16 protein-coding genes are annotated in these 26506 nt (G+C 53.1%); 12 read left to right on the forward strand and 4 right to left on the reverse strand.

Annotated features, from left to right (window positions below; translation table 11 throughout):
- Positions 1-94 precede the first annotated feature (94 nt).
- Positions 95-1915 (reverse strand): phospho-sugar mutase, encoded by a 1821-nt coding sequence (locus tag CA13_RS06315; RefSeq protein WP_146395104.1) that lies wholly within the window; start codon positions 1913-1915, stop codon positions 95-97.
- Positions 1916-2064: 149 nt separating this feature from the next.
- Here CA13_RS06315 and glmM point away from each other — a divergent pair, with 149 nt between their 5' ends.
- A complete protein-coding gene (gene glmM / locus CA13_RS06320; RefSeq protein ID WP_146395105.1) occupies positions 2065-3405 on the forward strand; it encodes a phosphoglucosamine mutase in 1341 nt (446 codons plus the stop codon).
- A 274-nt stretch (positions 3406-3679) separates the two neighbouring features.
- Here glmM and CA13_RS06325 read toward each other — a convergent pair whose 3' ends face one another.
- Positions 3680-7108, reverse strand: coding sequence for a WD40 repeat domain-containing serine/threonine protein kinase (locus tag CA13_RS06325; RefSeq protein ID WP_146395106.1), 3429 nt, complete (start codon positions 7106-7108; stop codon positions 3680-3682).
- A 211-nt stretch (positions 7109-7319) separates the two neighbouring features.
- On the opposite strand from CA13_RS06325, the gene CA13_RS06330 reads away from it, so the two are divergent.
- Positions 7320-8159 (forward strand): DNA-binding protein, encoded by an 840-nt coding sequence (locus CA13_RS06330; protein ID WP_146395107.1) that lies wholly within the window; start codon positions 7320-7322, stop codon positions 8157-8159.
- Between the two features lie 28 nt (positions 8160-8187).
- Positions 8188-9111, forward strand: a complete 924-nt coding sequence (locus tag CA13_RS06335) for an NAD(P)-dependent oxidoreductase (RefSeq protein WP_146395108.1) — start codon at positions 8188-8190, stop codon at positions 9109-9111.
- A gap of 5 nt (positions 9112-9116) precedes the next feature.
- Here CA13_RS06335 and CA13_RS06340 read toward each other — a convergent pair whose 3' ends face one another.
- A complete protein-coding gene (locus tag CA13_RS06340; RefSeq protein WP_419194001.1) occupies positions 9117-12233 on the reverse strand; it encodes a [protein-PII] uridylyltransferase family protein in 3117 nt (1038 codons plus the stop codon).
- Positions 12234-12601: 368 nt separating this feature from the next.
- Between CA13_RS06340 and CA13_RS06345 the strand changes: the two genes are divergently transcribed.
- A complete protein-coding gene (locus CA13_RS06345; protein ID WP_146395110.1) occupies positions 12602-14296 on the forward strand; it encodes a sigma-70 family RNA polymerase sigma factor in 1695 nt (564 codons plus the stop codon).
- A 27-nt stretch (positions 14297-14323) separates the two neighbouring features.
- Here CA13_RS06345 and CA13_RS06350 read toward each other — a convergent pair whose 3' ends face one another.
- Entirely contained in the window at positions 14324-14779 is a 456-nt protein-coding gene (locus tag CA13_RS06350; RefSeq protein ID WP_419194002.1) for a DUF1499 domain-containing protein, read from the reverse strand.
- A 42-nt stretch (positions 14780-14821) separates the two neighbouring features.
- On the opposite strand from CA13_RS06350, the gene CA13_RS06355 reads away from it, so the two are divergent.
- The 8 genes from CA13_RS06355 (at position 14822) to CA13_RS06390 (ending at position 26482) form a co-directional block, all read left to right on the forward strand.
- On the forward strand, positions 14822-16141 hold the full coding sequence (locus CA13_RS06355; protein WP_146395111.1) for a replication-associated recombination protein A: 1320 nt from the start codon (positions 14822-14824) through the stop codon (positions 16139-16141).
- A gap of 284 nt (positions 16142-16425) precedes the next feature.
- Positions 16426-16875, forward strand: coding sequence for a GntR family transcriptional regulator (locus CA13_RS06360; protein WP_419194003.1), 450 nt, complete (start codon positions 16426-16428; stop codon positions 16873-16875).
- The gene (locus CA13_RS06365; protein ID WP_419194004.1) at positions 16872-17816 is read left to right on the forward strand and encodes an ABC transporter ATP-binding protein; all 945 of its coding nucleotides are present in this window, start codon (positions 16872-16874) and stop codon (positions 17814-17816) included. Before CA13_RS06360 ends, CA13_RS06365 begins: the two co-directional genes overlap by 4 nt.
- Positions 17813-20359 carry an ABC transporter permease gene (locus CA13_RS06370; protein ID WP_146395112.1) on the forward strand — a complete coding sequence of 849 codons (2547 nt, stop codon included), beginning with the start codon at positions 17813-17815 and terminating at the stop codon, positions 20357-20359. Before CA13_RS06365 ends, CA13_RS06370 begins: the two co-directional genes overlap by 4 nt.
- Positions 20356-21750, forward strand: coding sequence for a hypothetical protein (locus CA13_RS06375; RefSeq protein WP_146395113.1), 1395 nt, complete (start codon positions 20356-20358; stop codon positions 21748-21750). The genes CA13_RS06370 and CA13_RS06375 overlap by 4 nt, the downstream gene beginning before the upstream one ends.
- A 369-nt stretch (positions 21751-22119) precedes the next feature.
- On the forward strand, positions 22120-24129 hold the full coding sequence (locus CA13_RS06380; RefSeq protein ID WP_146395114.1) for a TolC family protein: 2010 nt from the start codon (positions 22120-22122) through the stop codon (positions 24127-24129).
- A gap of 14 nt (positions 24130-24143) precedes the next feature.
- On the forward strand, positions 24144-25085 hold the full coding sequence (locus CA13_RS06385; RefSeq protein ID WP_419194005.1) for an efflux RND transporter periplasmic adaptor subunit: 942 nt from the start codon (positions 24144-24146) through the stop codon (positions 25083-25085).
- Complete coding sequence (locus tag CA13_RS06390; protein ID WP_146395116.1) at positions 25082-26482, forward strand: efflux RND transporter periplasmic adaptor subunit; 1401 nt, start codon at positions 25082-25084, stop codon at positions 26480-26482. Before CA13_RS06385 ends, CA13_RS06390 begins: the two co-directional genes overlap by 4 nt.
- Positions 26483-26506 lie beyond the last annotated feature (24 nt).

Consider the following 26506-nt stretch of genomic DNA (forward strand, 5'->3'; position numbering starts at 1 on the left):
ACGAGAAATCCGCCCCTTGTAAGCATGACCGATTCACATGCAACAATCTAGCTACTTGCGTGATCCCCGGGATGTGGTCGAAGCGAATTTTCCGTTAGGAGTTTTTCTTCGCGAACGCTCGCATGTCAGTCTCGATTCCTTGCAAACGTTCCGAAAGCTTCGCTTCGGCCTTTTCGAGATCTTCCGAATCCGCCGGTGCTAGACGTGTGAACACGTATAACTTGATCTTTGGTTCGGTTCCGCTCGGTCTTGCTGCGACATAGTTACCCGCGTCGTCCAATTCCATGATGATCAAGTCGCTCTTGGGGCCGATCAAGGGCTGTTTTTCTCCGGTGCTAACATCGGTCGTCGTTTCATCGCCGTAGTCACGAATCGTGGCAACCGAGATTCCAGCCAACTCTTTCGGAGGGTTTTGGCGGAACGCGGTCATAAGCCGTTTCATCGCTTCCATGCCCTCGCTTCCTTCCATCATCAGGTTGATCACGGTTTCTTTGTGGAAGCCATGCTCGCGATAGAGCCCCCACAAATATTCGTGCATCGAAACCTTCTTGGCCTTCAACTCCGCAGCCAACTCGCTCATCAACATGCATGCAACCGCGCCGTCTTTGTCGCGGCAATATTGGCCCACCAAGTAACCGTGTGATTCTTCGGCACCATAGGCAAAAAGGTCCGGCCCTTCGCGATCGATCACTTCGGCAATGTACTTGAATCCAACCAACAAATCACCGACACATCGCACCGAGTAGTTTTCGGCGATCCGCCGCATCAATTCCGTCGTCACGAGCGTTTTGATGATGTAGTGATCGGGTGACAAAGTTCCTGCGTCGGTGCGTTTGCTAAGCACATATTCGGCCAACAAGGATGCTATCTGGTTGCCATTAAAGGTCCGCCAATCGCCCGATGGGTCAAGCGTCATTGGTGCGGCAACGCCGAGCCGATCACAGTCCGGATCGGTTGCCAAGATCAAATCAAAACCCGATGCCTTGGCATACTCAATCGGTTTTTCGAAGACCGCGACATTCTCGGGGTTCGAGACATGGCCGGGCACATTTGGAAAATCCCCACTTTTTTCTGCATGAGGGCCATACACTTCGATGTCCTTGAAACCGTCTCGATCCAGGAGCGGCAAAACCGCAGCGGCTCCGACACCATGTAGCGGTGTGTAAAGAATCTTCGCATCCCGAGGCCCCTCGAATCGCTGTGCCGAAGCCGCGTCAAAATACGCTTGGTCGACTTCATCGGTCACGATCTCGACACGCCCCGACGCAACGGCTTCGTCGAACGGCGTGACGCGAATTTCTTGACACGACATGACTTCTTCAATGATCGCCTTGTCATGAGGCGGCAAGATTTGGGCACCGCTGGACCAATAGACTTTCACGGCATTGTCACTTGGTGGATTGTGACTGGCGGTGACCATGATCCCGCAATCACACTTTTTATACCGCACCGCGAACGACAATTGAGGCGTCGCTCGGTAATCATCGAGAAGGTAGACCTTGAAACCAGCGGCAACCATGATGCCGGCACAAAGTTCGGTGAAATGACGCGATTGGTGACGAGTGTCATAGGCGATCGCGCACGATAGTGTCGACACGTCACCACCGTTCTTCTTGGTGTAGTCAACCACGTAGTTTGCTAAGCCTTGTGCGCTTTCACCAATCGTTCGGTCGTTGATCGCGTTGGATCCAATCGGATACATGCGTCCGCGGCGACCGCCGGTTCCGAACGGAATGATCGTCCAAAACACGTCGTCAAGCTTTTGCCACTTCCCGCTCTCGATGTGCTCGACGACCGCGTCGCGATACCCCGAATAGCGATCTTCGGTCAACCAGGAGCGGATATTTGCGACCGCCGTTTGGCTGATTTTGGACTCTTGGACAGCAGCATCAATAGCGGAAAGAGGATCGAACACAGAGAGCTCCAGGAAAAGCAACGGGGTCAGGGTCGGGTAGCGTTGAATGACGATTTCGCTAGATTCTATTTGTTTCCCTAGCCAGATGGCAACGTGGGGACAAAACAGTCCCTTTCTTCCCCATATTCACACAATTGACGATCCCCCTCATGAGCGATTTGATCATCAGCGTTAGCGGCCTACGCGGCATTGTCGGCCAATCCTTGACCCCAACGGTCGCAGTCAACTTTGTCGCCGCCTACGCATCCAAACTGCCCGATGGCCCAATCATTGTCGGTCGCGACGGCCGTAGCAGCGGCCCGGTTTTATGCCAAGCGATCATCGCATCGCTTCGTGCCTGCGGTCGTGATTGCATTGATGCCGATGTGATTGCGACACCAACCATTGGGGTTTTGGTACGCGACCGAAAAGCGGCCGGTGCCGTCCAGGTTTCTGCTAGCCATAACCCGCCACCCTACAACGGCATCAAGTTGTTTGGCCCCGAAGGTCGCGTTCTCGACGCACAACGCGGAGCAACCATTCGCGATGGCTATTTTGATGGCGAAGCCGCATGGTGTGACTTTGACAAAATTGGTGCAGTTTGTGTTGACAAGGATCCGCATGCCGCTCATCTCGAAAAAGTCCTCGCGACGGTCGATTTCCGCAAAATTGCTTCGGCAAAACACCGAGTCCTGCTCGATAGCAACCACGGCGCCGGCGGCATCTTGGGCAAACGTTTGCTCGACGCACTTGGCTGCGAAGCAGTTTTGGTGGGCAAAACCCCGGATGGCCAATTCGCTCACGTTCCCGAACCCACGGCCGAGAATTTGCAGAGTATCGCGGCACAAGTTCGCGAAGAAAAATGCAGCGTTGGATTTTGCCAAGACCCCGACGCGGATCGTCTTGCCTTAGTAGACGAAAACGGACGTTATATCGGCGAAGAGTACACATTGGCGCTGTGTGTTCAGCGCGCGATGTGTCAACCAAGCACGCGAGGTCCGATTGTGATCAATGGTGCGACCAGCGGCATGAGTGAGCGTCTAGCCGATGAGGCAGGGGTCGCGTCCTACCGAAGTGCCGTGGGTGAAGCAAACGTCGCCGACATGATGATCGCCCAAAAAGCCATGTACGGCGGTGAAGGAAATGGCGGTCCAATCGATCCACGAGTTGGCTACGTTCGGGACAGTTTTGTCGGCATTGCACAAGTCTTGGATCTAATGACGACCACAGGCAAGTCCTTGTCCGAATTGGCAGATGCGCTACCCAAGCTATCGATCCATAAGTCGAAAGCGGAAGTCTCTGCGGAAAAGTTGCCGACATTGTTCGACAAACTGATTGCAAAACACTCTGATGCCGAAGCGGCGTCCGGTGACGGGTTGCGGTTGGCATGGAAAGACAAGTGGTTACTGGTCCGCGGCAGTAACACCGAACCGATCGTGCGGTTCATTGCCGAAGCCGAAAGCGAATCAGAAGCAAAGTCGCTATGTGACGAAGCAGCGAAGTTGCTTTGAGCGTCTTCTTCCTTCAACTCAATCACACCTGCATCGAAGACAGTTGCGCCATTCACAACCCATTTTTTTTCTCAGGGGAGGCGCACGCGTCACCAAATTCGATTCACAACGCTCTATCCATCGCGTGGAAACACAAACCACTTGGATCGCCGGCAAGAACACATCAACGAGAACTCCTTTGATCGCAATCACGACAATCGTGAATGCGGTTAATGGATCCGTGGTCTGATAACACCACTCCATTTCGTCGCCGTGTGCCTTTTCCGTGCGGTACCTATTCTGAAAAGTGCCAACGATACACAAACGCGTTCTTGCCTTCGTTACGAGCAAACAAAATATCGCTTGCGTCATGGGCAATGTGTATCCCATCACATTTGGCTTGACGACGACCGCGCGACCATACTGGCAAAGTGCCCAATGCCACGCGACTGCGCCAATCCCAAAACAGCATCGTTCCGCTATGAGTTACCACCATCATTCGGTCATCGCCGACAAACCGGATGGCTGCAGGACGGTGAGCAAAATCCCCCGATACGACCAAATCACCACCAATCATTTCTTGCGTTTCGTGAACAAGATTAAAGAGCGATACGGAACCGACTTCCCACCCGACAGCCAATTTTTCACTATCAGGAGAGAACGTGATGCATTCCGGATCGTCTAGATTCTTATTCCAAAGGTGACGTTTGCCGGTTTCCAATTCAATCCATTCGAATCCAAAACCACCGCCAGCGACAAAATAGCGTTCGTCTGGTGAAAACGTGATACAGAGCACTTCCGAACTTGGCTGAAAGACGATGATGGGCCGATCCGTAGACAGCTGCGTATCGAAAACCACAACGGAATCGGCCGAACCACCGGCGGCGAAATAACGGCCAGTCGAAGAAAATTGTCCATAATGAAAATGCTCATCCGAATCCTTTCTGCCGATCGCAATCGTGCGAACTTGAGGCTTATCGGTTGTCCAATCGCGAATCCAATGCAACCGATTTTTCTGGTCGATTGCCGCGATGACCGAATCGTCTGGCGAAACGGCAACTGTCTGAAGCTTCGCGTCGGCTTCGAACACCGCCTTGTAGTCAATCGAAGTGCGTTTTTGGCCATTGCGTCGTTTGTGGGTTTGATTCTCGTTGGGCGGCAACAACTCACCCCTCCGCAATACTCCGTCGATTCCTGCGTCGAGTACGTGGCGATGGTCTGATGAAAACGCAACCATGGCTGATTCTTTGGTGGGCCGGGTGAAGCGTTCAAAGTGGTGTGCGTCGGGTGAAAATACTTGAATCGAGCCGTCTAGGCATGTCGCAACAACATCAACCGCACCGATAAACTCGAGATCGGTCACTCTTGCCTGAGAAGCCGACGCAGCGTGGACTTCACGCCATCTCGCTACAATGTTGTCTGCCTTTTCGTCGGCATGTCGCCGCTGATACCACTTGATCCCGAACCGGTCGTCGGCCACTGCTAGGAGATCATCCTTTTCGGAAAACGCAAACGCGACGGGAGTGCAATCCGTTTCAATCCAATGTGTCAGCAGCTGCAATTCATGGAGTCCATTTGTGGCGATGCAAGAGATCGAAGCAATTCCAAATCCCTGCTCCGATCTCATGGAATATGCCGCAAAATCATGTTCCCTTGCACATTCGACAAGGAGAACTTCCGATGGGGTTTCTGCTTTGCCAGCGATTTCTCCGATTTTTGCATCATAAACCGCCAAATAGTTTTTCCTGACGTCGCCCGTGACAACATACTTTCCATCCGCAGTGAGCCCGAACGACTCACATCGATGCCCCGTGTTAATGAACGTTTCACGGCGATCACGATCTGACCAAACACGGATCCCTTCGTACCGACATCCCGATGCAATGGTTTGTCCATCCGCACTTACCCGAATCGACTCGATCGTCGTTGGATGCAAAGACAACGCTTTGGTGGTTCGACCGCTTGCGGAATCGATCAGGATCGGGCCACGAAACCCAAGCGGCCACTGTGACCCTGAAATCGCCAATCGTCCGTCCGGCAAAGAAGCGATCGCGGACGACCGACCATGGAATCCCACAAGTTTATGCACTTCCGTTCCATTTTGAGGGTCCCAAAAGCGAATGGTTCCATCATCCCCGATACTTGCCACTTGATTCGCTTCCTGCATCGAGGCAATTTCTCTAGCCGGCCCATCGTGTTTTCCCCAATGCCAATAGCGAGCACGTACTTCCGCATCGAGTAACGTCCACTCGATGTGCCTTAAGTCTTTTTCAGCTATCGCGTCTTTCCGACGAAGCGGGATCTGTCGATCGAGCAACCGTCGCGCGTCGTCGTACTTGCCAATGTCAAACATGGCATAGGCGAGTGAGACATCACTTTGGTAACTCGCTTTTCGCCACCGTGCGTGTTCGATATCGGCCCGATGAAGAGCCGATTGCAAACGGGCCGATTGCGTGCGACTCTGGATGGCGTAGGAATGCTGTGACCATGAGTAAAGTGACAGCCCAAAGATACCGAACAGCCCGCCAAGAATTGCGAAGCAGGCAAACGACGCGATGATCGGGTTACGTTGAGCCCAGCGCAACGTGCGGCCGACGCGACCGATCGGGCGAGCCATTGTCGGTTGGTTGACGCGAACGCGTTCCAATTCGGCACCCAATTCACCTGCATTTTGGTAGCGACGCTGAGGCGACTTTTCGATCCCCCGTTGGCACACCGCGCTCAAATCTCTCGGCACTGCAGGACGCAACTGACTCAATGAAGGCGGGTCATAGCTCATCACTCGGTGCAAGGTTTGCATCTGTGTCAATGACGAGAACGGTGACACGCCTGTTAGCATCTCATAGAGCACCACGCAAAGCGAATAAACATCCGAATGGGTTCCATGGTCGTCAATATTGCCCGACGCTTGTTCGGGCGACATGTAGGGTACACTGCCAACCAACGTGCCGATGCGTGTTTCAGTCAAATCGTTAACTTCGGTCATACATCGCGCCATCCCAAAGTCGATCAGGCGAGCGGTAGGCCAATCTGAATCCGGGTTGCTGATGATAATGTTGGAGGGCTTAATGTCGCGGTGGATCAAGCCAATTTCATGAGCCACTTGAAGCCCGCTGGCGATCTGCGAAACGATCGAGATCGCTTTTGCAACGGAGATAAAGTGCCCCTGGCTGCGAATCCACTCGGACAATGTCGGCCCCGGACAATACTCGGAAACGATATACGCTTTTTCCGGATTAAGTACTGCCTCAAGAATGGGAAGCAAATTGGGATGATTCAATTTCGCCGCCAACTTGGCTTCGCGTTGAAAACGCCGCATGCCGAAGGCATCTAAACCCAATCGCCCATGAGGAAATTTGATAGCCACGTCACGCTGAAGCCGTTCGTCTCTCGCCAACCAAACTCGCCCGAATCCACCGCTTCCCAGTTCACGAATCAACCGAAACCGATCAATCCGCTCCCCCGAAACCGGCTCAAACGCAGATGTTTGAAACGAGCGCGCATCGCAGATCGTGCTTGCCGAGGAATGAACCCTCGCGACTGTCATCGCAAACGAGCCCTTCACGCCACGACCATCCCTCGCGGACGCTTTGTCGACGTACGACGCGTCTTTTCCAGTTCGAGAGTGGTAGTCGCTGTGCACTGGCCAAACGCCCGCTTCCGAGGTAATTGCCAACCACCACCCGGGTGTGGCGCCTTGTCGACTTAGTATAGTGAGAATCATCTAAGCTGGTAAAGTATATTTGTTGCTAACAAAAAACATTTTCTCTCGGAGTGGTTCGCTGCGACACACACTTGGTGAAAAAGTCAATGATTGTCCAGTTGACACAACGGGTGGCGAGTCCCCACATTACCACCTACCGAGGCCAACCTATCGAAATTACGGTGGGTTTTCCGACTCGCCTTTTCTAATCTAATCAAGCTCGACAATTGTTATGGCTCCCAAATTATCTGCGGCGATTCTGCGTCAATTGGGTAAAATTCCAGACACCGATTTAGCAGAACGGACCGGTATCTCGGTCAAAGACGTACAAGCAGCGCGACAACTGCGAGGCATTCGGCCCGCAGGATGGACGACATGGACCAAGAAGGAAATAAAATTGCTCGGAACGATGTCGGACGTCGACGTGGGCAAAATCGTGGGTGTCACCAAAACTGCTGTGGCGAGAAAACGGCAAGAATTGGGAATCGAATCCTACGGCTATTCGCGGAAGGAGGCTCGCCATAGGTGGACGAAAAAACAAGTCGCGTGGCTCGGCAAATTGCCGGATGCTGAAATTGCTCGCCGAGTCGAACTCGATACCACCACGGTCGCCTCCAAACGGGAATCGATGGGTATTCCGTCGGTTCGCAAAGGTCGCCCAGCGAGGAAATGGACGAAGAGAGAACTCGGTTGGCTCGGCAAATTATCCGATGCAGAAATCGCTCGTCGCATGGGGACCGGTCGCCGCAAGGTGATCGCCAAGCGGCAAGCATTGGGGATTGAAAACCCGACCGTCGCAGCGGCAAAAGAACGTTGGACTCCGCAGGTCATCAAGATGCTCGGCAAAATGCCTGATGCCGAAGTCAGCCGAAAAACCGGGATACCGATCAGTGCGGTTTCCGGTTACCGGAGTAGGCACGGCATTCGGATTAGCCCGAAACGGCACACCTGGACTCCGGCCGAAATCAAGATGCTGGGGGTCAAAAGCGATGCCGAGATCGCTAAAATGATCGGTATCAAACCCAATAGTGTCGCCGCGAAACGACGCAGCCTAAAAATCCCCACGACGTAAATCACGACGTAAATCACGACGTAAATCGATGAGCATCCTCAAACCAGCGACACCGGAAACCACACGCATTGGATGGATTGGGACCGGAGTCATGGGGACCTCGATGTGCAGCCATTTGATGGACCGTGGTTACGCGACTACCGTGTTCACGCGAACGCGTGCCAAAGCCGAACCGTTGCTTGCACGTGGTAGCGTTTGGGCCGATTCCCCGCGGATGCTTGCCGAACAATCCGACATTGTCTTTTCCATCGTCGGCTATCCAAAGGACGTTCGCCAAGTGTTGTTGTGTAAAAACAGCGGCGTCTTAGCGGGGTTAAAGGAAGGGGGAATTTTGGTCGACATGACCACCAGTGAACCATCGCTTGCATCGGAAATTTACAGCGTCGCGGAACAACACGGTGTCCATGCCCTCGACGCGCCCGTATCCGGAGGGGACCGGGGAGCGAAAGAGGCTTCGTTGTCGATCATGGTCGGTGGTGATGCCGTCGTGTTTGAACGAGTGAAGCCTTGTTTCGCAGTGATGGGAAAAACGATTGTCCATCAAGGCCGAGCCGGTGCCGGGCAACACACTAAAATGGTCAACCAAACGCTGATCGCGTCGGGCATGGTCGGCGTTTGCGAAGCGCTGCTTTATGCACACCGGGCCGGCTTAGATCTCGATACAGTCCTTCAGTCGGTCGCCAACGGGGCTGCGGGAAGTTGGTCCTTAGCGAATTTGGGCCCCAAGATCATTTCAAACGATTTTGAACCTGGTTTCTATGTCGAACATTTCATCAAGGACATGGGAATCGCAATTGCCGAAAGCAGGCGAATGGGTTTGTCGATGCCGGGGCTGTCACTAGCCGATGCCCTTTACCAAGCGGTTCAAGCCAAAGGATGGGGCCGCAGGGGAACGCAAGCCTTGGCGTTGGCGCTCGCTGATTTATCCGCTGTCGATTGGCAAAATCGATAGCGAAGTTAGGATTTCATGGCCCGTTTGAATATCGCATCAAACAACTTTCGGATTCGTTGTCTTGCTTGGCTACATGCTGCGACAATCATCTTAGAATCCGACTCATTCATTAAAAACGCCAAATTCTGTAGCAGATATTCCTCTTGTGGCAGTTCATGTCGGTTCGTTGAGTTCATCAATCGAAGATTCAACTCCACACCACGAAGCGTTTGATAACCGGCGATCAATTGCAGCGCATCCTGTTCGCTCAGTCGTCCTGCCTTCGCAAGTGCTTGAAGTGATTGGACCGTATTGGGTCGCACCACACTGGAAACCAGTTCGGGCGATTCGCTAGCACATCGTAGCGTCAGCATTTGCGAAACGAATTCCACATCGGCCGTTCCTCCCTCGCCACGCTTCAAATTCCCTGGAGCCGCGGTCTCCTGCATTCGCAATCGTAATTCTCGAATCTCCGAGGCCATCGTTCGACTCCACGGAGCTCGTTGGATCACCTCCATGATCGCTGAATCAAACTTTTTACGATCTTTACGAGTCCCCGAAATCGTCCGGGCTTTGCAGATCGCCAACCATTGCCAAAGTGGAGCTGTTGCTTGGCGAAAACGACTCAAAAAATCATCCGTCGATTCGGCCAAGACGCCTTCTTCACCGGTCGGTTTCAACCGTCCTTCGAGTTCGTACAACCGTCCCATCGGCCCCGCCGTATCAATTCGCTCAATCACTCGACGTGCAACTTGGTTAAAGAAATTGCGGTTACTCGTCGTCGATCGTGGACCACCGACGCGGCGCCGCGTCTCACCCTCGGCCGAATACAAAAAAATCACATCAAGGTCACTATGGTAATTTGGTTCGCGTCCCCCAAGTTTCCCAAGTCCAACAACAATCAATTCCACCGGTTGCCCATCCGCATCAACGGGATCACCAAACTGAGCGGCCAAGCGGTTATGCTCGTATTGAGTGATACGGTGCAGACAGGCCTCGGCGGTATCACCAATCGCTTGCTGAGTCGCCGCCAATGTTTCTTTGCCGAGAATATTCCGAACGCCGATCGTTAAGTGGGCGCTGTGCTTGAAACTATGCAGAATCGGATCTAAGTCCTCGGCACCACGAGTCAATTCAATCGATTGTGCGTCCAACCGTTCAGCAGACGGCAAGCGATCCATCGACAACGAATCGATCAACTCATCGATCATCCCAGGATTTTCCGTCAAAACCTCGACCAGATACGGTGCCGCCGCGCACAAACGCACCATCAATTGCATGGTCGGGCGATTCGCCGCCATCAGTTCCCATAGCGTCGCCTTGGCACCGAGCGAATCAGTCACTTTCACCAATGAAGCCAACGTACGGCCGGGCATTGGTGTTTTGGAAATCTCTGTCAACAACGCCGGAGCAATCAGTGAAAAGAAATGGCGACACCGGTGCGGTGACAAAAACGGAACCGATTCAGTACTCAGCGCGATCAAGTCCTCCATCGCCCGACGTGGGTGTTTGAGGCGATGCTTCGAAAGAGTTTGCGTGACCATTTCGGGAGTCGGATCCGGGTCGAGCATCAATTCCGTTTCGATGGCAACGACCGATCCATCATCGGGCGCTTCGACCATCAAGTGATTGATCATTCGACGATTGACACTAAAAATCTCATCCAGTTGTTTATAAAATCGTTCAGCATCCCCGTTGTGGTTTTCAACATCGCGAAGACCAAGTCGCCAAGCCAATCGCTCGATGTTTTCAGGTTCATTCGGCAGCCGCGAGCCGTTCGTTGCGAACATCATCGTCAGCAAGTGTTGCAAACGGCACAACCGTGCGTGGTTCTCCGATAACAGCGATGCTTCTTGTTGGGTGACGCAACCGGCTTGTTCAAGAGCGACAATTGCGTCGTAAACATTTCCTGTACGAACGCTTTCCAAATCACCACCATGCAGCAATTGCAAAAACTGAATGGTGCGTCCGATATCCTGTCGCCCACCCGGTGCCTGCAAGACGCTCGTTGCCACGTTCGCCACATCTCTCGTTTTGGCTTGCTGGTCATTGTTTGCCGATTGCGTTCTTCTTTCAAGCTTTTGGCGAAACGTCTGTATTTCTGCCAGATCCGTCCGAGTGATATATCGACGATAAACCCACGGCTGCAAACGCTTAAGGAACGCATCACCCAAATCCTTGTTGCCGGCGATCACTCTGGCCTTGATGTAATTGAGCCGCTGCCAAGTGCGCCCGGATGTTTCGTAGATTCGAATCGCTTCAAACGAACTGCAGATACGAACGCCAATCTCATATTTCGGACTCGACCGCAAATCAACCTCAATGCCACTGGGCGAGACCACATGATGTAATGTGTCAGCTCGCAACAATGAAATCATCTCGCCGACGAGATCATCATAGAATTGCCGGTGATATTGATTCAATGAATCGATCCGATCGTACAAGAAAACGAGTTCCAGGGTGTCGCCGTAGCTCAATTCCTCCGCCCCTAGGTTTCCCAATGCAATCACGGTGACTTCGGGGATTTCGCCACTGGGCAATTGCGGCATTCCCCGCTTGCTGCTGAGGTAACGCAAACAAAACCCAAGTCCGCATCGAACGGCCGCGTCGGCAACAAATGCCAATTGACGACCGACTTTCTCGGGAATCATGCTGCGGACAAATTCGCCATAGACGATTCGCCCCGTTTCTCGATTGACAAAGCGGTCAATCATCGAAGCTGCGACGACCGGATCGACAACGTTCTGAAGTTCTGCTTCAAGTTGGCTTAGTAGGAAACCGCGATCGACCGCCTTGCCACCACTTTGCCGAAGCCAATCGAAAAACTCTGGTTCCGCAATCAACTGTGCCGAAAGCGACTCATTCACTCCAAGAATTTGCAGCATCGCTTCTAAGGCGGACGCGTCACTTTCGAAAAGAGATAACAGCGTCGTCGGATTCTCACTAGCGAGCAAGAATTGACGCAAACGCGAGAACACTTCACCAGGACAATCGTGCCAAGGCAATTGTTCGATGAGCCGCGTTTGAAGTGCGTCAAGCAAGTCATCGGGTGCTCCGCATTGCAGGATCGACTGTGCATCGCTTCGCGCAGCATCCTGGTCATCAAACCCCATTGACTCAATCCATCCGGATGCTTTTTCCATGTTGTTTCTCAAGGGGTCACGCATGTTTTGACGCGTGTTCTCTGGTCATTGCGAATTGGATAAATGAAGGCTGCTCAATCGACTGCCGACTGATAGTTTAAAAGGTTTCAAAAGATTCGTGTAGTGCGCGCCAAACGTAACCTAACCTTTTATCACGGGGGGACAAACTAACGGCTGAGTGCCCGATTGTCCTAAGAGTCATTCGCACAGAACCAACGACGCATTTTGGCACCACACACGATGGGGAGGCCATATTTGCGACGCGATGTTGTTTTTTTGCAACCGTCCAGTGTTGCTTTTGCGAAACATCCTACTTCGGAATCGGCCCTCCGCTATTCACCTAAACTATTCCCTGGGAACACTTTGCCATGATTTCTGCTCTACCGTCTCCTGGCATCGGTACCGTTACTGCAATGTACCTCTCGGACCTAACCGACGTTTTCGACACAGGCTCCGAGGAGATCTTGATGGGAAAAAAATTTAGCCGCCGCAGTCTGCAGGATGATGCTTACGATGCAGAGGAATCGGTCTCGCGTCGAACCCGCGTGATGGGCGAGCAATATGTCAATGCCGAAGACGAAGATACCGACATCACTGAACTGAGCGACGATGACATTGAGCGAAATCGTCGCCGGACGGAAACCGACACCGACCCGACCGAAGATCCGGTTCGAATGTACCTGATGCAAATGGGACAAATCCCTCTATTGACTCGGGATCAAGAAGTTTCCGCTGCAAAGCAGATCGAGAGGACGCGTGATCGCTATCGCCACTGGATGTTGGCGACCGACTTCATGCTTCAAGGCGCCCTGAAATTGCTTGAGCAAGTCCGTGACAAGAAACTGCGTCTAGACCGAACCATCGAAGTCAGTGTTACCAATGCAGTGGAAAAGAAGGCGATCATGAAACGGATCGTCCCGAATGTTCGCACCCTGCAACACTTACTCCATCAAAACCGAGCCGATTTCCTCGATGCGGTCAACAAACGATTAACGATGCGTCAGCGCCGCGCTGCTTGGAAAAATCTAGTCATCCGGCGAAACAAAGCAGTCCGCTTGGTCGAAGAAATGAATTTGCGGACCAGCAAGCTTGAACCGCTCTACGAGAAAATGCGACAAACCGCCAAGCGAATGGAAGAGATTCGTTTACTACTGTCTGACGTGGAACGATTGCAATTGCCCGGAATGCCTTCGGTCGATGAATTAACAAATGAACTACACTGCTTGATGCGATTGACGTTCGAAACGCCAAAGACACTCAGCCGCCGCATTGTACGATGCGATCACTACAGCGAAGACTATGATGCCGCAAAACGGGTCTTGTCCGCAGGCAATTTGCGTTTGGTCGTTTCGATTGCAAAGAAGTACCGAAACCGTGGACTATCGTTCTTGGATTTGATCCAAGAAGGCAACACCGGTTTGATGCGAGCGGTTGACAAGTTCGAGCACGCACGAGGCTACAAGTTCAGCACCTATGCCACTTGGTGGATTCGCCAAGCCATCACACGAGCGATCGCCGATCAAAGCCGAACCATTCGGGTGCCGGTTCATATGATTGACACCATGAACAAGATTCGCCAAATCACTCGTGACTTGGTTCAAGAAAACGGTCGCGAACCAACGGCCGAAGAAGTCGCCGCCCGTAGTGGGCTCGCGATCGAAGACACGCGAGTAATCCTTAAGATGAGTCGGCAACCCTTGTCGCTCGACCAACCAATCGGCGACCACGAAGAGAGCGTATTCGGAGAATTCCTCGAAGACTATCGCGACGACGATCCGTTGCTCGAATCAAACCGAGAAGCGTTAAAGGCTCAAATCGACATGGCGATGGAAACCTTGAACTACCGCGAACGAGAGATCCTACGGCTGCGCTACGGTTTGGCCGACGGTTACACCTATACGCTTGAAGAGGTAGGCCGAATTTTCCACGTCACCCGAGAACGCGTTCGGCAAATCGAGAGCAAGGCAGTTCGCAAGTTGCAGCAACCCTACCGTGCAAAGTCGTTGGTCAGTTTCCTTGACGGAGCCGAAATCACGATTCTCGAAAACAGTGACGCACTGTAGTCGCTAAACGGCTTCTAAGATCGTCTGTTACATCAGACGTAATGCGGCAAGCAGTTCTTTCAAATTACGCGGGTTTTGGCCCAAATCTCCTTTGCCCACTCGCGACTTACTCTCGGCTTCCATCCACGTACCGCCTCCTTGGGCCGTTAAATCGACGTGAATATCGTCGGTATATCGCATCAGAGACGTGGTTCGCGTCAAATGCAATTGGGCCGAAGATTCGCTTGCCGTTTTCTCTACCACCTCCCAATGCGGTTGCGATTGCACCCACTTTTCGATCTTCTCGATAACAACATCGAGTGGATCGGTGAAGGTCATCGGCCGCAAATTCATATCACGGGCGGCAGGATCTAACTTTGCATAGTTCGTCGAAAAATCGCGACTCCAATTGTCAATTCGAATAAAAAGTGCCACGATAGAGACCGCTACAATTACCAAAGCAACGATTCCAAACATCTTGCGTTTCTGGTTCTTTTTGTTCATCTGACAACCATTCTTTCCATTCGATATTCTGGCACATCTCCAATGTCCCCAAGCCGGTCCCTCTTTGACCAATCCGAGGAAGATAACCTGAAATCGGCTCAACCGCTAGCCGCTCGCATGCGACCTCGGACGTTAGCGGAGTTTATTGGCCAGCAACATATCTTAGGCGATGGCAAACTGCTAAGGCGAATGATCGATTCGGGACGACTCGGATCGATCATTCTATTCGGACCACCTGGTACCGGAAAAACCACACTTGCACATCTACTGGCGCACGAAACGAAAAGCGAAGTTCGATGCGTCAGCGCGGTGACAAGCGGCGTCAAGGAACTTCGCGTTGTCCTCGCCTGGGCACGTGACGTGGTTTCCGCAGGCGACCGGCAGCCGATTTTGTTCGTCGACGAGATCCACCGGTTTAGCAAGTCCCAACAAGACGCATTACTACCCGACGTCGAAGAAGGAATCGTCGCTTTGGTCGGTGCAACAACAAGTAACCCGTACTTTGCCGTCAACGGAGCGTTATTGTCGCGCAGCCAACTGTTTGGACTCGAGTCACTCTCCGTCGATGACGTTCGTGCGATCATCAATTCGGCTCTTGCAGACTCGACTCGCGGGATGGGGGCGCATTCCCCTAAGATGGACAAAGACGCCATCGAGTATTTGTGCCAAGCGTGCGAAGGGGACGCGCGCCGAGCACTTTCGGCCTTGGAGATCGCAGTACTCAGTAGCAGCGATACCCCGCACCCAATCAACAAACAAACGATCGTCGAATCATTGGGGAATCGCATCGGTGGATATGACGCCACCGGCGACGATCATTATGACTTGGCTAGTGCTTTGATCAAAAGTATCCGCGGCAGTGATGTCGATGCCGGCCTGTATTGGTTAGCAAGGATGCTCGAAGGGGGCGAGGATATTCGCTTTCTCTGCCGACGGTTGGTTATCTTGGCGAGCGAAGACATCGGTAACGCGGATCCTCAAGCATTGACGATTGCGGTGGCAGCGATGCAGGCTTGCGAGTTTGTCGGTTTGCCCGAATGTCAATTGACGCTCAGTCAAACGGTTGCCTATTTGGCTCTGGCTCCTAAAAGTAACGCAGCTACGATGGCAATTGGTGCGGCACGACGCGATGTGCGTGAGCAGCAAGTCATCCCCGTGCCAAAGCATTTGCGGTGCACCCACTACGCTGGCGCAAAATCACTCGGTCATGGCGAAGGCTACCAGTACAGCCACGATGCCGACGATGGTATCGGCGACCAAGAATATTTGGGGGTCGACCGAACGTACTACGAACCGGTCGACCGCGGATTCGAAAAGACTCTGCAAGAGCGCATCGAACAGATGCGCGTCAAAAAACAGTAGGCCGCCGCCAGCGCCGAACCGGTTGCAATTCGAAATGGGTTGCGATGTTTACTGGCGCAGCAAACCAGGCCACGTTTTCAATCGAAGCGTTCGCGTCGTTCTGTCAGTGATGTGAAGAAAAACGGTCCATTCCATATCATTCCGGAACTCCCAAAATGCCGGAACTCGCAAACTCGGTCCGGCCGACAAATCAGAAATCCCTCTTGACGCCGCTGCCGCCCGGTGTACTATGTTACTAGGTAACTAATCTTCTGTGCCGACCATTGTTTCGGGAGGCGGTCCGAATGTTTCTATCGATTGACGTTCACTCGGACGTGGCGATCTATTCCCAGATCGTCCGCCAAGTGAAATTCGCTGTCGCTGCGGGGACGCTCCGCCCCGGGCAACTCTTGCCCAGTGCTCGGACGTTAGCGGGCAAATTGGCGATCAACCCCAATACGGTCGCTCGCGCTTTTACCGACCTTCAAAACGACGGTGTTGTCGAAACGCTGCGCGGCCGTGGCATGGTGATCCGCGATGACGCGGTCGCGATTTGCCGCCGTGAACGCGAACAGGTTCTCGGTGAACGTCTTGGAGTCGCGCTGGCGGAATCTTGGCACGCCGGTTTGGATGCGAAAAAAATCCAATCGATCGTAAACAAGCATTTGAAACAATTGACCAAAACGAATCCCACGGTGATGGTCCCCATCGATGATGACGCCGACGACAAAACCTTGACGAAGGAGAAAGCATGAACACCGTGAAAAATTCAGTGATAAACCCAGTAATCACTGCTGAATCGTTGACGATGCACTTTCGCCGCTGTGATGCCCTGCGCGGCGTCGACTTGTCGATCGAACCAGGAACGGTGTTCGCACTGCTAGGTGAAAACGGTGCTGGCAAAACGACTCTGATCCGCATTTTGACCGGTTACCAAAAACCATCGAGCGGTTCGTGTCGTGTTTGCGACCTGGACCCGACTCGCGATCCACTCGGCGTGCGACGGCAAATTGGCTACGTTTCCGATTCGCCCGCTTTGTATGACTGGATGACGGTTTCCCAAATCGGTGGTTTTACCGCGTCGTTCTATGACGATGCATTTCGCAATCACTTCAATGACTCGATTGTAAAATACGAAATTCGCCCGGACCAAAAAATCCGCAGCCTCAGCAAAGGACAAAGGGCCAAGGTCGCGTTGTCATTGGCGGTTGCCCACGATCCGGCACTCTTGATCATGGACGAACCGACATCGGGGTTAGACCCGAAGGTACGCCGCAGTTTCCTAGAGAGCATGATCGACCGCGCGGCCACCGGGCGAACGGTCTTTTTGGCGTCGCATCAAATTAGCGAAGTGGAACGAGTGGCGGATACGGTGGGGATCATGCACCAAGGCCGGATTTGCTTCGTCGCACCTCTGAGTGAGCTTCGCGAATCGTTTAGTGAAGTGGTGATTGATGTCGAAGACCCACTGCGGACCATGCCGCCACTGCCATCGCCGGCGGTCGTGTTGAGCGAAGAAACCGAAGGCCGCCAACGCGAATTGATCGTCAGGCATTTGAAACCGGAGATGATCGCCGCGATTCGCGAAACGCCGGGCGTGATCGACATTCGTCACCGCGTGGCAACACTCGAAGAAGTGTTTATCGCTTGCACTTCCGGAAGTTTGTCCACTGACACAGCGGAGGCGACAGCATGAGCGCCGTCACCGCCACTTCGAAACCAAATCGATTCAACACGTGGTTGATTTGGAAGGAGTCTTGCCATCTGGTTCCGCTCGTCATGGCGTTAGTGCTGGGCGTTGGAATGTTGGTTGCATTCCAGTATTGGATGAACGAATTACGGACGGCCGAGTTCGATGCCTCGATGGAGTTGATCCTGCTGGTTCTTCCCGGCATCTTTGCCACCGGCGTTGGCGCCGTGATGGTAGGTCAAGAACGCGAAAATCGCACGATCGATTGGTTGTCGTCGCTACCGATCACGCCTCGCCAATTGTTTGTCACCAAAGTCATGGTGGCATTGGCGGGATTGGCGATCATGTGGTTGATCGCGATCGTGGCCATCACAGTACTCATCGGTGAAGACCCGCACGTCTCACGATGGCGATTGACCAACACGACCCAGATCTCGCAAAAGTTGACGCCGATCAGTTTTCCGTTGTGGATGGTTCATTCGTTGTTTGTCCTGTTGGCTGGTTTCTATGCGGCCTGGCGAGTCAAGAATCAATTCCTATCGCTCGTTGCACTGTTAGCTTTGGCGACCGTCCCCTTTCTGGCATCGGCATTCATATCCGAATTCGGTTCGATGCGAGGCCGTGTCTATCCGGGGACCGAGTTTTTTGTTTGGTTGGGAGTCTCATTGATACTGATTCCGGTGATCTTCATCGCGGGCTATCGTCGCGCGACCAAGGTCTTATCGCCCGCGGAATCGACAACACTCAGCCCGCTTAAAAGGCTGCAAACCCAATGGCTTGCAGCCGAGCCACCGACGTTTCACAGCAGTATCGCGGCGATGGTTTGGCAATCGATTCATTCGTCGTGGTTTCTTTTGCCAATACTCTTGGCCTTGGTGATTGGCTTCTTTTTCGCTGGCTTCAACCCATGGACTCGGATCATCGGGATTGCTTTTGCCGGATACATCGGCATACCGCTAGCGGTTTGTTGGTTGGCCGTTTCCGTTTTCAAATTCGCTGGCACTCCCGAGCAATTGCGGTTTCTGGCTGACCGAGGCATTTCGCCGACCAAGGTTTATATCGCTCGTCACGCCGTCCCGATCGCAATGGTGGCAAGTGGCATTGTTGTCTACACCATGATCGCCACCTATTTCCTCAGCAGTAGCTCTTACCAGCCAAGGTCGCATCATTGGCCTAGTCTGTTGCAGGTCACGCTTTCCTGTGCAGGCATCTATGCCGTATCGCAATGGGTATCGCAACTGATTCGCACCACAACCGTCGCATTTTGCCTGGCCCCGCTGATTGCCATTTCAGCCACCTTCAGTCGCTACTTTCATTTTAATCCCGATGTCAGGTGGCAAGTCTTTTTCAACGTGCTGACTGCCCTGGTTCCGATGTTAGTGACATGGGCGATGATGCAGCGTTACATGGACCGCCGCGATTCGCCTCGGAAATATTTGATCGTGCCATTGATGTTGCTGTTCTTTGGCGCGATCTCGATCGCAGCGATATTTGCCGACCAATGGGACTCGATTTCCAAGATGAATGAGGGCACCGTTGCGTTTGTGGTCTCGCAACGCGAGGCTCTTGAGGTCGAGGGGAAACGGCTCGTTGAATCGCCGCCGAAGTATGTGCTTGTAGAATCAGAACTATTTGACGACGTGCCGCTTGAATACTCCGGCGAATCGAAAAAGGCTGAAGCAAAGCGAATCATACAAACCGATTCGATTCAGCCCGACGACTTGTTAACACGTCTCGACCAACTTCGCGGCGATCGTTCGTTGGCTGCGAAAATTGGCCCCAATGCCTGGCAGGGCTTTTTGATTTGGGCGACGTTCGAGCAAGTCAAGTTTAAAAACGCGGCGGACACCGAGGCGTTTGACCAGTTCGTACCGTGGATCGATACCGCGTCGCTGCTGACAGAGTCACTACGCAAAAGTCACCGCTGGTTGGATCAAGAAGTCGCCGATCGAATCGAAATTTGGCTGGCGGGTATATTGTCAAGCGAAGCGATGAAACCACATCTAAAGAGTGATGTGATCCAAACAGCACTCGACCGTTTGCCCTCTCGCAGCGAGCGGAACCGTGCTCGTCGAACAGCGATTTTGGCCAGCTGGGCATCATGGCCCGATGAGACCGAGGACAGCTTCAAGCGGATATATCGAGATGGCCAGAAATTGCTCAGCGTCAAAGGGTTGTCGCTCGGTGGAATCGAGTTGATCGATGCCGAATCGACAGCCAACTTTGTCGGGATGAGCTATGCGAAGGAGTACCACATCGAACAGATTGCGACGGCAGCGCTAGCCGCGACAAGGCAAAGCGAACGAGGTCAATGGCCCATCGATCCCAACCGCGATTTGACTTGGTGGGAACGGGAACTTCACGACTCGACAGTCGCGAGTGTTGTTCCGGCAGAGATTGGCCCCTATTCAGCTCGCACACGAAGCCTGCCCGCGATGATGACGTTGATGGTGATTCAAGGCTATCCGGGCGAAAAAATCTATCCTGCCCAATACATTGCGATGCCTTGGGAAGCAACGGTAGAAACCTTGAAGGAGAGTAAAGAATGAGAACGCCCACGCGATTCGATAAACGTTACTTGCTTTTGGTCGGCTCTCCTGTCTGTATTCTGGCAGCCCTGTTTGTGATCTCGCTCGGATCAGCTTGGATCAACCAAAGGAAATTGGATCGCGACCTTCACTTGGTGACCGGGCTCGACGATGCGACGGCACCGGATGCGTTCGCAGTTTGGTACGAATCACACTCGTCGAAAGAAAGGACTCTGGATTGGCGAGAAGTGGAAACCGCTTCGCTGGCGATTAGCTATCTGGCAAACCCGTTCTTGAGAGACAGCGAAGATCGTGCCGGCACCTTGATTCCGCCCGACGAACATTGGCCGTCGGAAGATCGCAATTACAAGTTGGTGGCCTTGGCCAAGCCGCTTGTCGATCGATTGAAAGCCATGCCGATGCCCGCCGAACCGGTCTGGCACCCGCTACATTATGAATCGTTTGCGAATCATTATCCTATTGCCGAGATGCCCGCCCCATTAATGACAGTGCTCTGGCCAGAGATCCGGGCTGCGTACCATGAAGGTGACACACCGCGAGCGATCACTGCAATTCGCTTGTACATCGATCTATTTGGCCCAAAATCGGAACGATCGGTTCAACAGCCGTGCTTTACTAGCTTCTCACTGCATCGTGCCATTCGCGATTCGTTGTCGGATGACGTTTGGTCGCCAGCCGACCTAACGGAGTTACAACAACTCTTGACACCCGAGTACGATTGGCGGCAGCTATGGGAAGGGCAACTAAGTCGTGATGCCTTGATCGTTTCTCCTTGGCTACAAGACTCATGGCGTCACAAACGCTTCGCACGAAACACTCGGGTCGGCAGCAAAAACACCGACCACCTTGACGTAAATCACTCGACCTGGGTGCCATCGGATTCGTTTGACGTGGTCCAAAAGTTTGCCGCCGCGAGGCAAATCGATAGTGAACCAGGGACGGCAGCGTTTCAGGGCGCCGCCAGTGAGCTATTGGGCGATCGTTCGAACAGTCCACCCTGGATCCTTCCAAGCAGCTTTGCTTTTCGGCTCGATCAGTGGCTGAAGTTGCCGTTCATGCCGCGTAGCCGAAGCGATTTAAACAGCAGAAGTCATCTGCCCGGCGATGCCCAAAGTCTGGTCCTGTACGCCGTGGACCGACGGTTCACGCGAACCGCGATCGCGGTGAAACAGTACCAAATCAAGTTTGACAAATGGCCACAATCGCTGAATCAGTTGTCCCAAGTGAGTTTGCCAGTTGCGCAAACAATCGGCTCGGAAGGAAAGCCGTTTTTCTATCGAGTCAATAGAGATACGAATACCGTGAAACTCGGCAAGCTGCCGAATGAGCGAAAGGTTGCCACGGAAACCAACACAGGCGACCTCAGCGCGACGGTGATTGAAATTTCGTAAAAGGTGTGCGACAGGCTTTCCACGATCACCTGGGAATGTTGGCGCCGATCCGTTGGGCGGATTCCCCCAACGCTTTATCCAACACTGACTCGATCGTTCCGGTAAACCCTAGTCCGAACACTTTATCTAATCCGAACCGTTTACCGGCATTCGCCGAAAAACCTTCACTTTAGTGAACCGAGCTTCGCTAGGCAGCTTATTACGACTGCGTCGTGACTGCTGAGAACAACGGTTGCTACATCACCGAACTGGTTTGATGAGCGTTTTCCGTACAGTCATCAAAACAGTTACACCAGCGATGACCGATTCGACTAGTACGCGGACCGTGCGCATGGTCCGTATTTGTGAACGCGCGCTGGTTGACCAGAAATGCGTTTTGAACGCCCCACACTATTGACCGCAATATTGCTAGCGACCGTTGTATTTACAACGATCGCTATCGGTGCGCGCCGATTGTACGGGCAAGAAACCGTTGCCGCCCCGTCATCAGAATGCCCGTCATCAGAAAGCCCGTCATTCGACGTCCCGTTTGTCGAAAACGACGTGATTCTGCCTGATTTCCAATGGTGGCAACAATCGATCGCAGGGCCAATTCTGCCTCAGCCTCAATACATCGCGTTCGATTTGGATACGATTCTGCTGGATACGCTGACGCATAGTCCGCGCATTCAAAGCGTTTCGAATCGAACGAGCATGTCGTTAGAAAAAGTGACCCAGCAAGACGCGGCATTCGACCCCAATTTGTTGTTTGAAACCAAAGCGGGTCGCACAAACGACCCCGTAGGCAACACGCTAACGACGGGTGGCCCGAGTCGATTGCAGCAAGAATCGTTAACAGCAAGTGCCGGTGTGCAGCGCACCACACGTCGCGGTACCATGATGGAGCTATCGCAAGAGCTTGGAACGTTGGACAGTAACAGTCTATTCTTTAGTCCCACCAACCAAGGCAATTCCCGTTTAAGCATTGGCCTATCTCGACCGCTGATGGCACGCGGCGGCCAAGTCTATACCGAACGTCTACTGACACAGGCACGTATCGACGCGGGAGTTTCATGGCAAGAGATGCGAAAGGATGTCGAAAAACGGATCGCCGAGGCAATGATTGCTTATTGGCAATTATACGAAGCTCGATGTCATTTTTTGCAGCAACAGCAATTAATCGAGCGTGGTCAAGAACTGCAACGCGTCCTCGAAGGCCGCTGCGACTTTGATTCCAGCCGCATCGAACTCGCGAAAACTCGCGGTCGTTTGGCGCGACGAGTCGACCAAGTGATTGCAGCAGAGGCAATCGTCCGTCGCCATCAGGCCAAACTTGCGATGCTAGTCGGCAGTCCCGAATTGGTTCAATCGGAAGCCCGAGTCGAGTTAATCCCGACCGACCCACCACTTGCAGCCCCATTCGAGTGGAGCCTTCGCGACGCGGTTGTACAGGGACTTGAAAATCGCCCGGAAGTACGAGCAGCGGCGAAGGAACTTGAATCGGCTGCCTTAGCGATAAAAATCAGCCGTAATCAATTGTTGCCACAACTCAATGGTGTCGTCGATGGCTACTTGGCGGGCCTCAACGGCGGCAACGACTTTTTGCAGTCCTTCGGCGACCAATTCACTGACTTTCAACCTGGAATCAGTGCTGGGCTTGAATACGAAGTTCCCAGCGGCAGACGCTATGTACGGTCACGCAACCGCGAAGCGATGTTCCTTTATCGTCAACGCAGCGAAGAACTGCGAGAAGCGATCCAAATAACGCGTACCGAAATCGAATCAGCACTGATTAGCGTCGAAACCGCGATCGCACAACAGCAAAGCAAGCGACAAATGGTCGAAGCCGCAGTGGAAGAGGAAACGATCTTGACTCAGCGATGGATGTTGGTCGGCGCGGATGGATCGCGGGTCGGTCTTGTTCTGGAAAACTTGCTCGACTCGCAGCAGCGTCGTGCCGACGCCGAGCGTGCTTGGGTTTCGACTCAAGTGGAATACTTGACCGCCCTCATTGAACTTCAACGAGCCATGGGCAATCTACTCGTTCATGAGTCCATTAACACCGTCCGAAACGATTTTGACAACACGGTCAATGTGTTCCGTGTTCCCGGGGCGAACGGTATGTCCGCATTTCCTGAGTCGGTAAACAGTTTGACACCACCTTCGGATACATACGAAATCGTCGCACCGAAGCTACCCCTATCAACCACTCAAATGGATAGGGAGTCGTCGGACCACATGATCCGCAACTTAGATCAACATGCACTACGTAGCGATGGAATGATTGAAAGCAATTGGGAGCAAGCAGGACCGAGCGCGGAGCGGTTGCAACCGACACCCGTTCCGCAAATCCTCTCCGATCCAATACGCGCAGACCACACTGTCAACGAGGCCAAGTAACAATGAACGGTATCATGTCTCCATTCACGCACCTCGGATCTCGGCGCAGATTGTGTTTCGCGATTCCGGTCGTTTGGCTTTGCTGCCTCGCATGCGATTCGCACATCGCAATTGCACAAGCGGCCCTGCGGTCAGCTCAACAGACGCTAATCTACGATGGATTTACCGAACCAAAGTCCGACATCATGGTCGCAGCGTCGGATGTCGGAATTCTACGGCAAATGTCAGTGAAAGTTGGCGATACAGTTGAAAAAGACCAATTCTTGGCAAAGCTTGATGACGAAGTTCAGCTGTCAGCGGTCAAGGTTGCGGAAGTCCAATTTCACATGAAAGGAAGCTTGAAGGCGGCCAAAGCGGAACTGAGCCTAAACGCACATCGGGTTGAAATGCTCCATGAACTGGCAAAAAAGAACATGGCCCGGCCGGACGAATTGCGCCGCGCAGAGGCCGACTTGGAAATTTCCGAAGCTCGTTACCTATCCGCACAGGAACAAATCGAACAACGGAAAGTGGAACTCGAACGCTACAAGCTGCAACTCGAACGACGCCAAATCGTCGCTCCCACCAAAGGCGTCATCTCTCATGTATTCCGCGAGGAGGGTGAGTTCGTCTCACCGAGCGAACCGGTGGTGGTGCGTTTGTTGGTAATTGACAAACTGATTGGCGTTTTCAATGTACCAGCCGAAGAGATTGGCTTTTTACAGATGGGATGCCCCGCGCGTGTTTACCTGCGCAGCACTGGATTGACCATCCCAACAACGATCCACTCCATTGCACCCGACATCGATGGTGAAAGTGGCACCGTTCAAGTTCGCGTTGAAATCGACAACGCCAAGCAAACGTTCCGCACCGGAGATCGCTGCACGCTCAGCGTATCTCCGCAAAGGGCCACACCTTCGGTTTCGCAAACAGCGATCCCATTCGACTCAAACTCGCCGGAGACGACTACAAGGTGAACGCGAACGGAGGATTCGAATCGTTTAGCACTGAATCGATGTTGCATGTCTCGTTGACAGGCAACACCGATCTACCGCTGCCCGCTGCGCCAACCATGCCCAACGGTGAACCAGAACGACGAGCAGTCGACAAGACGAAAACGGATCCAAGTCCACCCGAACAGTTGGCGAAGCTATTTGAAATCATTCGCGCAATCGCCTTGACGGAAACCCGCAACGATTCGGTACGAGTTCTAACCCAGGAATTGGCGAGCCGCTTCCCTGAGTCAAAAGTCCGCTGCGGCATCGGTGACAATCAATTAAAACGCTTGTTTGACCATCGACTTGGATGGCTTGGCCCGGAAAGCGGCCCACGCGAACAAGCAACGAAACAATGGGAACAACTCGATCTTGACACATGTGCGGTACTGCAAAGCGAAAATTCGATCGTCCTTTGTTTACCTAGCTGTAATTCGGCGCATCGTTGCGTCGTATGGATCACGCCTGTAACGCAATCAACCGTATTCGCTGAATGGCTCAGGACGATCGATACAACACTTGCCGCCGTTTTTTGGAGTCGCCCGAATCGAACCGCGCCCAAGGCGATTCGGAACCTAACGCGTCGCACAATGATGATCGGCATCGGCTTTACACTCATCCTTGGACTACTAGCACTTTGGCCGGTTCACTATCGAATCGCATGCAATGCGCGTGTCGAATCGCTCCAACAGCGTCTGGTTGCGGCGCCCTTTGAGGCAGTGCTATTGTCATCGCATGTGCGACCTGGCGAGTCAGTCAAAGCGGGCGACGTGTTGGCATCGCTCGATGGCCGCCCTTTGCGACTGGAACGCGAATCGATTGACGCTGAAATTCAACAAGCGTCCAAAGAACACGACACGGCGCTTGCAACCGGCCGAATTGCAGATGCTCAACAAGCGAAACTGCGTCAACGCCAATTGACTCGCTCCTTCGATTTGCTTTCTGACCGACTGGGTCGACTCGAAGTAGTCAGCCCGATCGATGGAATCGTCATTAGTGGAGATCTAAACCAATACGTCGGCGCGCCCCTGGAATTGGGGCAAACGATATTTGAAATTTCGCCAATGGATCGATTGGCGATTGAGGTCGAAATACCGGCACATGAAATTGGATACGTTACGCCCCATGCGCCCGCCCGAGTTCGCTTCGTCGCGATCAGTGGCAAATCGATGCAAGTGGAGTTGGATGATGTTTACCCGGCGGCTGAAATAAGAGAAGACGAGAACGTTTTCATAGGGCGAGTGGAAATACAGAATGAAGATGGAAAATTACGGCCCGGCATGCAAGGGGATGCAACCACCTACGGCCCAGTAAGACCGTGGATTTGGTCGTGGGTGAGAGGAAAGGTCGAAAGAGTTCTGTGGTGGGTTGGCTATTAAAGTGGTTAATAAATTGCTTGCCCA

The sequence above is a fragment of the Novipirellula herctigrandis genome (assembly GCA_007859835.1).
GTDB classification, from domain to species: domain Bacteria; phylum Planctomycetota; class Planctomycetia; order Pirellulales; family Pirellulaceae; genus Novipirellula_A; species Novipirellula_A herctigrandis.